This window comes from Actinoplanes sp. NPDC051633 (assembly GCF_040681735.1).
Lineage (GTDB): Bacteria > Actinomycetota > Actinomycetes > Mycobacteriales > Micromonosporaceae > Actinoplanes.
In genome coordinates, this window is record NZ_JBFAZH010000104.1 from 1 (window position 1) to 12,066 (window position 12,066).

10 protein-coding genes and 1 pseudogene are annotated in these 12,066 nt (G+C 70.2%); 8 read left to right on the plus strand and 3 right to left on the minus strand.

Going from position 1 to position 12,066, the window contains the following annotated elements; all coding sequences use genetic code 11:
- The first annotated feature begins 63 nt into the window (after window positions 1-63).
- The 3 genes from AB0M20_RS09035 (at window position 64) to AB0M20_RS09045 (ending at window position 2,890) form a co-directional block, all read left to right on the plus strand.
- On the plus strand, window positions 64-942 hold the full coding sequence (locus AB0M20_RS09035; protein WP_364296103.1) for an NUDIX domain-containing protein: 879 nt from the start codon (window positions 64-66) through the stop codon (window positions 940-942).
- Window positions 939-1,724 (plus strand): NUDIX hydrolase, encoded by a 786-nt coding sequence (locus AB0M20_RS09040; protein ID WP_364296089.1) that lies wholly within the window; start codon window positions 939-941, stop codon window positions 1,722-1,724. Before AB0M20_RS09035 ends, AB0M20_RS09040 begins: the two co-directional genes overlap by 4 nt.
- A gap of 290 nt (window positions 1,725-2,014) precedes the next feature.
- Window positions 2,015-2,890, plus strand: coding sequence for a CDP-alcohol phosphatidyltransferase family protein (locus AB0M20_RS09045; protein WP_364296105.1), 876 nt, complete (start codon window positions 2,015-2,017; stop codon window positions 2,888-2,890).
- 163 nt (window positions 2,891-3,053) lie between these two features.
- On the opposite strand, the gene AB0M20_RS09050 is transcribed toward AB0M20_RS09045, so the two are convergent.
- From AB0M20_RS09050 to AB0M20_RS09060, 3 genes are read right to left on the minus strand one after another with little or no spacing between them, the layout of a single operon-like run.
- Window positions 3,054-4,295 carry a phosphatidylserine decarboxylase gene (locus AB0M20_RS09050; RefSeq protein ID WP_364296091.1) on the minus strand — a complete coding sequence of 414 codons (1,242 nt, stop codon included), beginning with the start codon at window positions 4,293-4,295 and terminating at the stop codon, window positions 3,054-3,056.
- 26 nt (window positions 4,296-4,321) lie between these two features.
- Window positions 4,322-4,675, minus strand: coding sequence for a phage holin family protein (locus AB0M20_RS09055; RefSeq protein WP_364296093.1), 354 nt, complete (start codon window positions 4,673-4,675; stop codon window positions 4,322-4,324).
- The gene (locus AB0M20_RS09060) at window positions 4,672-6,156 is read right to left on the minus strand and encodes a PspC domain-containing protein (protein ID WP_364296095.1); all 1,485 of its coding nucleotides are present in this window, start codon (window positions 6,154-6,156) and stop codon (window positions 4,672-4,674) included. The genes AB0M20_RS09055 and AB0M20_RS09060 overlap by 4 nt, the downstream gene beginning before the upstream one ends.
- Window positions 6,157-6,308: 152 nt before the next feature.
- Between AB0M20_RS09060 and AB0M20_RS09065 the strand changes: the two genes are divergently transcribed.
- From AB0M20_RS09065 to AB0M20_RS09085, 5 genes and pseudogenes are all read left to right on the plus strand, one after another.
- Window positions 6,309-7,565 (plus strand): PspC domain-containing protein, encoded by a 1,257-nt coding sequence (locus AB0M20_RS09065; protein ID WP_364296107.1) that lies wholly within the window; start codon window positions 6,309-6,311, stop codon window positions 7,563-7,565.
- Window positions 7,562-8,212, plus strand: coding sequence for a response regulator transcription factor (locus tag AB0M20_RS09070; RefSeq protein WP_364296097.1), 651 nt, complete (start codon window positions 7,562-7,564; stop codon window positions 8,210-8,212). The genes AB0M20_RS09065 and AB0M20_RS09070 overlap by 4 nt, the downstream gene beginning before the upstream one ends.
- 518 nt (window positions 8,213-8,730) lie before the next feature.
- Entirely contained in the window at window positions 8,731-10,377 is a 1,647-nt protein-coding gene (locus AB0M20_RS09075; protein ID WP_364296099.1) for an ABC transporter substrate-binding protein, read from the plus strand.
- A gap of 136 nt (window positions 10,378-10,513) precedes the next feature.
- Entirely contained in the window at window positions 10,514-11,440 is a 927-nt protein-coding gene (locus AB0M20_RS09080) for an ABC transporter permease (RefSeq protein ID WP_364296101.1), read from the plus strand.
- A gap of 22 nt (window positions 11,441-11,462) precedes the next feature.
- Window positions 11,463-12,066: pseudogene (locus AB0M20_RS09085) on the plus strand (ABC transporter permease); the annotation flags it as partial.

Below are 12,066 nucleotides of genomic sequence, written 5' to 3' on the forward strand. Positions count from 1 at the left end.
ACGTCGCGCAGCCCGGAGACGGCGACGGAGAGGCCGGTTTCCGCGGCGGTCTCGCGGACGACGGTGTGGTTGGGGGCCTCGGCCAAGTCCGGCACGCCCGGAGTCTGGACGCTGCCCGGCGGCGCCGTCGACCACGGCGAGGACCCCAACCACACCGTCGTCCGCGAGACCGCCGCGGAAACCGGCCTCTCCGTCGCCGTCTCCGGGCTGCGCGACGTGCTGGCCGACATGCGGTCACTGCCGCACCGAGGCGTCACCATCCACACCGACCGCCTGATCTATCAGGTCTCGGTGCGCGGTGGCACCCTCGTCGACCGGGTCGGGCACCCCACCGACCTGGCCCGCTGGTTCCACCCGGCGGAGGCGGCGAGACTCAAATTGCGCGCGTTCACGGCGGCCGCCCTCGGCCTGCCGGAGGCATCGGCGGATCTGCGGCCCGAGGGAGTGCCGGACTTCCCGTCGTTCTACGCGTACCCGGGGCCCGACGGCCTGCACCGCGCCCAGCGTTTCGCGGCCTACGCGATCGCCACCGATCCCCACGACAACCTGCTGCTCACCCGCATCGCGCCGGGCTATCCGGGAGCCGGCCGCTGGCACCTGCCGGGCGGCGGCACCGACTACGGCGAGCAGCCCGGCACCGCGCTCATCCGCGAGCTCGTCGAGGAGACCGGTCAGCGCGGCCGGCTGGTCGAGTTGCTCGGAGTGGCCAGCCATCGTGACGCTGCGTCGCTGGGACCCGAGGGTTATCCGATCGACTGGCACGGGGTGCGCGCCTTCTATCGGGTGATCGTGGACCACCCCACCGAGGTACTCGTCGGCGATGTCGGCGGCTCCACCTGCGAGGCGCGCTGGATGGCCCTCAAGGAGGTCGCGGACCTGCCGGCCTCCGCGCTGACCGAGGTCACCGAGGAGGCGCTGCGGGCGGCTAGTTTGATCAGGTGAAGAGCAGACAGGTCTGTGCCTACGGGCTGGCCCGGGACGATGCGGGGCGCACGCTGCTGACCGGTGCGAACGTGCTGCCCGGCGGTGTCGTGGCGCACGCCGAGGATCCGGCCGGCGCCGTGCGTCGCTTCGTCGCGGAACAAACCGGGCTGCCCGTGACCGTCGCGGGTCCGTACGCCGTTTCGACGCACCTGTCCGCCGACGGCCTCACCCACACCGACCGGATCGTCTTCAGGGTGACCCCGGCGGGTGGCGAACTCCCCGCCGGTGCCACCTGGGCGGAGGTCGACGGCCTGCCCCTGCCGGCGTCGCCCGCGCCGGCGGCGTCGCCCGGCACGTACCAGCGGTTCGGTGCGTACGGGCTGGCCACCGACCCCGCCGGGCGGGTGCTGATGACGTTGATCGCCCCCGGCTATCCCGGCGCCGGCCACTGGCATCTGCCCGGTGGCGGCACCGACTTCGGCGAGACGCCGGAGGAGGCGCTGGCCCGCGAGCTGGTCGAGGAGACCTCACAGCACGGCCGGATCGGTGACCTGCTGAGCGTGAACCACAACCACAACCCGGCGGCCGTCGGGCCCGAGGGCGTGCCCATGGACTGGCATGTGATCAGGGTCCTTTTCCGGGTATTCATCGACATGCCGACAGAGGCGGAGGTGACCGAGGCGGCGGGCGGATCGACGATCGAGGCGGCGTGGTTCGACCCCGCGGAGGTGACCCGGCTGCCGCTGTCACGTGTCGCCCGCGAAGCCGTAGCCGAAACCGCGGGTGACGTGATCAGTTAGACTCGTCACAGGGAGCGCCTGAAACAGGCCATCCCGTCCGCCCGGAGGAGGAAAACGGCGGAGGCCGTCGTTGCACACAAGGGCCACATGAGTTCGTGTGGTTGTGCAATGGTGTAACCCGCTGAAATCGGTACCCGTAAGTGCGAACGGGCCGCGGCAAACACCCGCCGTGCGATGCAAACGGCGAGGTCAGACGATCCCTATGGAGGAAGCACGTGCGGAGAACCCCTTGGCGCCGGCGTCGAACGACGGATAGTCCCCGTCCCGGCGGGCGCCGCTGGGCGGGCCGGTTGCGGCGTGGCGGCACCGTCGCGCGGCAGGCGCTCCTGGTGCGGGTGGGCCGTCGGCCCGGCGATGGCCGGGCCTCGACCGCGACACAAGCCGAGGTGATCTACACGGGCTCCGAGCCGACCGCGCAGATGGTGGCGCTGCCCCCGGCGTCGGCTTTCCCCGACACCGCCGCGGCCGATTCCGCCGCCCTGCTGCCCGGGGAGCACACCGCGCGACGCCGCGCCTGCTTCGCGATGGTCAACGCGTGCACGCTCGCCAGCCTGGCCCTGGGCATGGCGGCAATCCTGCTGGCGATGCAGGACAACGTCCAGCTCGCCGCGGCGTGCCTGGTGGCCTGCGTGATGTTCGACGGCCTGGACGGCGCCCTGGCCCGCAAGACGGGCGTGTCGTCCCCGTTCGGCGCGCAGATGGACTCGCTGGCCGACATGTGCTCGTTCGGGCTGGCCGCGCCGGTCGTCGTCTACGCGTCCCTGGCCCACAGCGTTCCTCGGCCGGCGGCCGCGGTGGCCTGCGTGCTGGTGGCGGGGTGCGCGGCGATCCGGCTGGCTCGGTTCAACGTCTCGCCCAAGGACGGGCGGTTCTTCTCCGGCGTGCCGACCACGATGGCGGCGGCGGTGCTCGCGCTGGCCGTGCTGATCGGTCTGCCGGTGCCGGGCTGGGCGCTGCTGGGCGGCGTGGCGGTGCTGGCCTTCGCGATGGTGTCGTCGTTCCCGTACGCGAAGGTCGCCAAGATCGTGAAGCTGCCGCCGTGGCTGTGGCTGATGCCGATCTTCACGGCGCTGATCGACCCGCGCCTGTCCTTCGTGGTGGTGGTCTGCGGCTACCTGCTCAGCGGCCCGGTGATGTGGCTGCGCGGACGCCGCGTCGCAGCCTGACCTTCCAGCGGTAGCCCTGACAGTGGTAGCTCAGCCACCTTTCCGCTCTCGTTCAGGGTGGCTGCCCTACCACTGTGGTCGATTTGTCCCCGCCGCAGGCGAGAGTGGTAGCTGAGCCACCTTTCCGCTCTCGCCAGAGGTGGCTCGGCTACCACTGTTGGGGTCAGTGCCAGCGGGCGATCACCGAGCTCGCGCCGATCACCTTGTCGTTGACCGTCACCAGCGGGGTCGCCTTGCCGGCCGGCAGGTAGACATCGGTGCGGCTGCCGAAGCGGATCAGGCCCATGCGCTCGCCCCTGGCCACCAGGGTGCCGATCGGCGTGCGCTGGACGATGCGGCGGGCGATCAAGCCCGTGCGCTGGGCCACCACGACCGTGCCGTGCTCGGTGTCCAGGACCGTGTAGGCGGCCACGTTGTGCTCGGCGGCGGCCGTCATCGCGTTGGCGTACCCGCCCTCCTCGACGAAGTAGTCGGTCACCCGGCCGGCCACCGGCACGCGGTTGACGTGCACATCGAGCACGGACAGAAAGACCGCGATGCGCAGGAAGTCGCCGCCGAAGCGCTCCTCCGTCACGTGCTCCACCGAGAGGACGCGGCCGTCGCTCGCCGCCACGATCGCTCTCGGGTCGGCCGGCACCTCGCGCTCGGGGTCGCGGAAGAACGCCGCGATCGGCGCCGCCGCCAGCGCCGGGATCAGCCACAGGCTGGACTGCGGCCGGGCGGCTCGGGCGACGGCCGCCAGCCCGAGGGCGATGGCCGCCGCCGCCACGCCGTTCGAGTCGATGTGCATGCCCCGGGTGACCGGCACGCTGGACGGCCGGTACGCCGGCGCCAGGGCGCCCGCGGTGGCCGTGGCCGCCGTGCTGAACCGGAGCTTGTGCACGCGCACCGGCGGGTTGTTGCGCACCACCAGGTCGGAGCCGACCCCGAAGAGCGCGCTCTGCCGGAAGAGCTCGGCGGCCGCCCCGCCGGTCTGACCCGGCACCGCCGGTGTCGCGACGGTGACCACCGCGCCGTCGGCGAGATATTTCGACAACGCGTCGAGCTGCGCCCGCGCCTCCTCGGCCGTGCCGGTCAGCGGCTCGCCGACGATCACCACGTCGGCCGGCTCGGCGTCGTCCAGCGAATCGAGGATGGTGACCCGGTCGGCGACCCAGCTGCCCAGCCCGGCGATGTGGTCGCGGAGCAGGTCGGCGGTGCTGCGCTCGCCCGCGACCAGGGTGAGCCGGTCGTTGGGGAGCAGCGCCTCGACGGCGGCGGCGACCACGGCCGTCGAGTGGTCGGCACCGACCACGAGCGCCGAGCCGGCCTCGTTACGACGGGCCAGCTCGGCGGTCAGTGCTTGGGCGGCGCGGACGCCGATCCCGGCGACCGGTGCGGTGGAAACGGCGGGAAACGGCGTCATCACGCGAGCATATTGCCCCGGCCGGGTCAGTCGCGCCGCGGCTCGTCGGGCTTGGCCTGATCCGCCGGGTGATCCCGGTGGAATCGGGCGGCCGGATCGTCGAGCAGCTCCTGCACGATCTGCGCGTGCATCTGCGGCGGGAGTCCGCCCGGCGTCTCCACCACGGCCTCGGCCGCGACCGGTGGCCGCACCTCCTGGCGGCGGGGCCGGATGGCGCCGAGGAGGCCGACCACTCCGAAGAGGATCAGCACCCCGGCCAGCGTCCAGCCCAGCATCGGCAGGGCGACGTCGACCACCTCGGACACCGCCCACCAGATCGCGACCAGCAGGAAGACCGTTCCGAAGCCGAGCGAGACCCCATCGGTACGGTGCGGCTTCATCGGGAGACCTCCACGTTTCCGGTGTTCATCACGATGTTCAGGCGGAGCGTGCCGCCGCCGGTGCCGTCGTCACCCAGATCGGTGAACGGCTGGGCGCCCGCCTCCCGGGCGTCGTACTCGCGCTGGAAGATCACCGCCCGGCCCTCGTTCAGGCCGATGTCCGCCGTGGTGTCGACGTTCGGCGGGAGCAGCACCTGGATCTGGCCGAACTTCATCTGCACCGTGGTGGTCTGGTCGGCGCCGGCGAAGTCCACCCGCCGCAGGTCCAGCACCGCGTTGCCGAGGCTGAAGTCGTACCGGTCGGCCACCGCGCCGATCGTCGTGGGGCGGTACACGTTGCTGCCCACCTGGCCGCCCACCCGCTCGATCGCGGTGGACACGCCGAGGCCCAGCGTGGCGAGCAGGGCCAGCGCGATCAGCGCCCGCGACCGGCCGAACCAGGCGCCGACGATGAGGCCGAGGGCGATGGTGGCCAGCGCGGCCGCGAAGTATGCGGACACCGGCACCGAGACGCCGGCCAGGTCGATCAGCGTCACGCAGCCGAGCACCAGGATCAGGCCGAAGAAGGTGATGCTGCCGAGCCGGGACTTCTCCTTCGGCGGCTTCGGCGGCTTGGGCGCGCGGGCCGGCGGCATGGGCGGCGGCTGCGGTGGCTGCTGCGCCCACGGGCCGTGCGGCGCGAACGGCGGGCGGTAGCCACCGGTCGGCGGCTCGAAGGTCGGCGGCCGCGGTGCCAGAGGCTCGGTGCGAGCGTCCGCGGGATCAGCCGGGTCGGCGGGGTCCGCCGGGTCGGCCGGGTCAGCGGGATCGGCCGGGTCGCCGGGCCTGGCCGCGGGCGCCGGCGCCTCGGGCGGAGTCGGAGCGCCCGGGGCGGCAGGTGCACCGGGTGCGGCGGGTGCGAACGGTGCTGTCGGTGCATCCGGTGCAGACGGAGCGTTCTGTGCGGTGGGTGCTCCGGAGAACAGGCCCGGGTTGTTGCGCTTGAGCAGCAACGCGGCACCGACGAGTACGGCGATGGCGAGCAGCGCCGCGCGGAAGCCGTCGTTCACCACGAAGGCGAACGTCAGCACCGCCGCGCCGCCGAGCAGCACGATGGAGAGCGGCTTCATGGTCGAGGTGCCCCGGCCCAGCAGCGACTCGATCGGCGAGGCCGAGTCGTTCTCGCCCGGGATGAGCAGCCAGCCGATCAGGTAGATCAGCACACCGACGCCGCCGAACAACCCGAGCACCGCCAGCAGCACCCGCCACAGCACCGGGTCGGTGTTGGTGGCGTTGGCGAGTGCGCCGCTCACACCGGCGACGTAGCGCGGCCGCAGCGGGCGGACCAGCTTGTCGCGGGCGAAGGCGGGTTTGCCCCCGGCGAATCCCGAGGCGCCGAACCACGGCGGGGGGTCGGCGGGCGGCGGCTCATAGGGCGGCGGGGGCGGGGGCGGCGGGCTGGTGGAGGCCGCGCCGCCGGGCTGGGCAGCTTCCTCGGTCATGCATTCGATACTGGCCGCCGTTCCGCCTTGGGGGCATCAGGCGGCGACCCCGAGGGAACCCTGAGATCCGGCGGGTCCGGACCTGGGGGAGTTCCCCGTGGCCTGGCGGGCCTCGGCGTGTGACGATCGGAGGTGACACGAGGAGGACCGAGATCACCGCCACCGCCGCACCCACCCCGACGCGACGCCTCTACCGGCCGCGCAATCCCCGGATCATCGCCGGGGTCGCCTCCGGTCTGGCGCGTCACCTGGGCGTGCCCGTGATCGCGGTGCGGATCGCTCTGGTCGTACTCCTCGGCTTCAATGGTCTTGGTTTGATGCTCTATGCCGCATTCTGGGCGGTTGTCCCGCAGGAGGCGCCCAGCGGCGAGCCCCCGGCGCGGCGTGATCTGGCGTCGCTCGTGCCGTTCGCCGCGATCGGCATCGGCGTGGTGCTGCTGCAGAGCCTGGTCGGCGGCAACGGCGTGGCCGGCACGGTCGGCTGGCTGATCGCGATCGTCGCGCTCGGCGCCGGCGTGATCTGGCACCAGGCGGACCCGGCCCGCCGCGGACTCGACAGCACCCCGCAGGCGCCGTGGCTGGCCGCCGTGGTCGCGGAGAGCGACCGCCGATCGTTCCTGTTCCGGTTCGTCGGCGGCGGTGTGCTGGTCGCCACCGGCATCATCGGCGTCGTCGCCGTCTACGCCTCGCGCGGCAACCTGACCGCCGTCTTCAACGGAGTGATCTTCGCGCTGGTCGGCCTGCTCGGCGTCGGCGTGGTGGTGGCCCCGCTGCTCTGGCGCATGTTCAGCCAGCTCCGCGCCGAGCGCGAGGGTCGCATCCGTGAGCAGGAGCGCGCCGAGGTCGCCGCCATGATTCACGACCAGGTGCTGCACACGCTGGCCCTGATCCAGCGCAACTCGACCGACATCAAAGAGGTGCAGCGACTGGCCCGGGGGCAGGAGCGCAGCCTGCGCAACTGGCTCTACAAGCCGGCCGCGTCGCCGACCGAGCGGTTCGCCGCCGCGATCGAGGAGGCCGCCGCGGAGGTCGAGGACACGTACGCGATCACGGTGGAGACCGTCATCGTCGGCGACACCGATTGCGACGACCGGGTCGCCGCCCTGGTGGCCGCGGCCCGCGAGGCCATGGTCAACGCGGCCCGGCACGCCGGCGTGCAGACTGTGTCGCTGTACGCCGAGGTGGAGGCCGACGAGTTGAGCGTCTTCATCCGGGACCGCGGCGCCGGCTTCGACATGGACCAGATCGAGGAGTCCCGCCACGGCGTGCGCGGCTCGATCATCGGCCGGATGCAGCGGCACGGCGGCAAGGCGAAGATTCGCAGTGCGGCCGGCGACGGCACCGAGGTGCGCCTCACCCTTCCCGCGTCGCGCGAAGGGGTCACCGCAGGAAAGGAAGCAGTCCGATGACCGACGACCGCCGGCTCACCGTGTTCCTGGTCGACGACCATGCCATGTTCCGGGCGGGGGTCCGGTCCGAGCTCGGCGTGCACGTCGACGTGGTCGGCGAGGCCAGCTCGGTCAGCGAGGCGATCAACCGGATCGCCGCGACCGAGCCCGACGTGGTGCTTCTCGACGTGCACATGCCGGACGGTGGCGGGCGCGCTGTGCTGGAGTCGATGCGGCGTTCGCACCCGCACGTCAAGTTCCTGGCTCTGTCCGTTTCGGACGCTGCCGAGGATGTCATCGGCCTCATCCGGGCCGGCGCCCGCGGTTACGTCACCAAGACGATCTCGCCCGACGAGCTCGCGGCCGCCATCCGGCGCGTCGCCGAGGGCGACGCGGTGTTCAGTCCGCGGCTGGCCGGGTTCGTGCTGGACGCCTTCGCCTCGCGCCCCGACGTGCCGGTGGCCGACCCCGAGCTCGATCAGCTCACCAATCGCGAGCGCGAGGTGCTGCGGCTGCTGGCGCGGGGGTACGCGTACAAGGAGATCGCCAAGGAGCTCTACATCTCGATCAAGACGGTCGAGACGCACGTGTCCAACGTGTTGCGAAAGTTGCAGATGAGCAACCGGTACGAGCTGTCCCGCTGGGCGGCGGACCGTCGACTGGTCTGACCCTCCCAACGGGTGACCGATTGCGCCAATCGGCCCCCCGCGGCTACTCGACCCGTACAAAATGCGGTCATGGGATAACGAAAACGTGATAGACGGGCTCCTGCGCGCTGCCCGGACGGGTAAACCAGCGCGGAACGGGGCGAACCGGTGAGCCGTGTCCGTTTTCGGTGTCGGAATCGCCACCCGGGTCGTTCAAACGCGCACCTGCGCACGGTATCGGGTTGATAACACGTCTTCCGGAGACGAGCGGCGGGTGTAAGAGTTGCTTCGACCTCAGGCGCCCGTGATGACTGCCGGGCTCGCATCCGGCAACGTCGCTAGTCGATGTGTCGCGCGAGCCTCCGGACGATACGGCATCGGCTGACGTGGTTGAAAAGCGATGTACCGGAGTCGATCGGGTCGGGGACGCACCTGCTGTTCCTCGCGGCTACGCCGGGCGGCAATCTCGCCCGGCAGCGAGGGTTTGCGGAATGCTCCGGATCTGCTCACAAGGTAAGGATTAGAGGAGGCCCTAAACAATGAGAGTCTCGAAGCGGGCGAGTGTGGTCGCGATGACCGCCGCCGTCGCGCTCGTGGCGGCCGGCTGTAGTGGTGGCGATGACGGCGACACCACTGAGGCCGGCGGCGATACAGCAAACGGTGCGATCACCATCGAGGGCACCCAGCCCGAGGTCGGTCTGGTGCCCGCCAACACCACCGAGACCGGTGGCGGCAAGATCATCGACTTCATGTGGACCGGTCTGGTTCAGTACCCGAACGACGGCAGCGCCCCGGTGAACGCGGTGGCCGACTCGATCGATACGACCGACTCGAAGACCTACACGATCAAGATCAAGCCGAACACGAAGTTCCACGACGGCACCGTCGTCAAATCGAAGAACTTCGTGGACGCCTGGAACTGGGCCGCCTACTCGCCGAACGGCGCGCAGAACGGCAGCTTCTTCAGCGACATCGCGGGCTTCACCGATGTGCACACCCTGGACCCGGACGACGACGGCCCGAAGAAGGCGCCGGAGCCGAAGGCCAAGACGATGTCCGGCCTGAAAGTTGTCGACGACACGACGTTCACCGTCACCCTGGCGGAGCCGTTCTCGATCTTCCCGACCAAGTTGGGCTACAGCGCCTACATGCCGCTGCCCGACGTGTTCTTCACCCAGACGGCCGACGAGTTCGGCAAGAAGCCGATCGGCAACGGCCCGGTCAAGTTCGTGTCGTGGCAGGACAACGTCGAGCTCAAGCTGACGCGGTTCGACGACTACACGCTGGATGACAAGGTCAAGATCAAGGACGTCACGGTCAAGATCTACCAGGAGGACACCGCGGCGTACAACGACCTGGTGTCCGGCACGCTGGACTTCCAGCAGCAGGTCCCGGTCTCGTCGCTGGCGGGCGACAAGTGGAAGGCGGACCTCGGCGACCGCGCGATCACCGCGAACGTGCCGGTGCAGCAGATCATCGCGTTCCCGTTCTACGACAAGCGCTTCACGAACGTGAACCTGCGCAAGGCCATCTCGCTGTCGATCAACCGGCAGGAGATCGCGGAGAAGATCTTCTTCAACAGCCGCAAGCCGGCCACCAGCTGGTCGAGCGTGCTGGCCCCGGGCCACGGCGAGAACGACTGCTCGGTCTGCAAGTTCGACCCGGCGGCGGCCAAGGCTGCGCTGCAGGAGGCCGGTGGCTTCACCGGTGAACTGGTGCTCTACTACAACGCCGACGCCAGCCACAAGGACTGGATGGAGGCGACCGCGCAGAGCATCAAGACCAACCTGGGCATCAACGCCCGGGCCGAGGGCATCCCGACCTTCGCGGTCTTCCGCCAGACGATCAACGACCACAAGGTGAAGGGCCTGTACCGGGCCGGCTGGCAGCAGGACTACCCGGACGTCGAGAACTGGATCGGTCCGCTGTACGTGACCGGCGGTTCCTCGAACGACGGCCTGTTCACCAACCCGGACGTCGACCGGCTCTACAAGGAGGGCACCGCGGCCGCGAGCATCGACGCGGCGCACGCCAAGTTCGCCGAGGCCACCAAGGTCATCGACGCGCAGGTCCCGACGATCCCGATGTTCGACGTGACCCAGCAGTCGGGCACCTCGGACCGGGTGACCGGTGTGAAGGTCTCCAACGTTGGCGAGATCGACCTCGCTTCGGTCGAGCTCAAGTAAGGCAGGAACCTCAGGTCCGGTCTACCCTCATGGTGGGCCGGACCTGAGGTCTTCCCACGCCGGTTTCGCGCCAACCCCCGCGTGACGCCGATTCACCACCGGGCGTCACCACGCGCCCCTCCCTGGGAGAACATCCATGGGTCGTTACGTACTGAGGCGGCTGCTGCAGCTGATCCCGGTCTTCTTCGGGACCACTTTCCTCATCTATTACCTGGTCTGGGCGGTGCCGGGCGATCCGTTCGCCGGCAAGTGCGGCGAGCGGCCCTGTCCGGAGTCGTACGTCACCAAGATGACCGAGAAGTTCAACCTCGATCAGCCGGTGATCGTGCAGTACTTCACGTACATGAAGAACCTGCTGCAGGGCGACTTCGGGGAGACGTTCGGCGGTCGGCAGATCGGCGACCTGATCGCCGCGGCGTACCCGAACACCATCAAGCTCGCGCTGGTCGCCCTGGTGATCGAGGCCTCGATCGGTCTGGTCGCCGGTGTGCTGACCGGTCTGCGACGCAACGGCTTCCTGGACAACTTGGTCCTTGTCTCCACGCTGTTCCTGATCGCGTTGCCGATCTTCGTGCTCGGCTTCCTGCTGCAGTGGTGGCTCGGCGTCAACCTCGGCATCGTCAAGCCGACGGTCTCCAACCCGCCGAGCATCACCGAGCTGATCCTGCCGGGCTTCGTCCTGGGCAGCGCCTCCATGGCGTACATCGCCCGGCTCGCGCGCACGAGCATCGCGGAGAACCGCCGCTCCGACTACGTCCGCACGGCCATCGCCAAGGGCCAGCCGATGAAGCGCGTGGTCGGCATCCACCTGCTGCGGAACTCGCTCATCCCGGTGGTCACCTACCTCGGCACCGACCTCGGCGCGCTGATGGGCGGCGCGATCGTCACCGAGGGCATCTTCAACATCAACGGGATCGGCCGTGAGGTCTATCGGGCGATCGTCACGAAGGAGGGCGCGACCGTCGTCTCGATCGTCGTGATCCTGGTCCTCGTGTACCTGCTCTCGAACCTGATCGTCGACCTGCTGTACGCCGCGCTCGACCCGAGGATCCGCTATGAGTAGTGACCCGCTTTCCGCTTCGTTGGTGACCTCCCCGACGGCCCACGAGACGGCCGCCGACGGCAACCTGCCGGTCGAGCCGGGTGCCGTGCAGAAGGCCGACAAACCCCGCGGCCTGCTGGGCGACGCGTGGCGCGACCTACGCCGCAAGCCGCTGTTCTGGATCTCGGCCGTGCTCATCCTGTTCTTCCTCGTGATGGCCGCGCTGCCGTTCCTGTTCACGTCGGCCAGCGCCACCGAGGGCGTGCTGGCCCGCAGCCGGGTGGGCCCGTCGTCGGACGCCTGGTTCGGGTACGACGTCCAGGGCCGCGACGTCTTCGCGCGGGTCATCTACGGCGCCCGGGCCTCGATCATCGTCTCGGTGGCGTCGACGGTGGGCACCGTGCTCCTCGGCGGCATGGTCGGGGTGCTCGCCGGCTACCGCGGCGGTTGGCTGGACGGCCTGCTGTCCCGGGTCGGCGAGGTGTTCTCCGGCATCCCGTTCGTGCTCGGCGCGATCGTCATCCTCTTCACCTTCAACGGGCCCGGCAGCAACCGCGGCGAGTGGGCGATCATGGCGATCGTCGTCGCCTCGCTGATCGTCCTGACCAGGCCTGTATCGATGCGGATCATGCGGTCGTCGCTGCTGG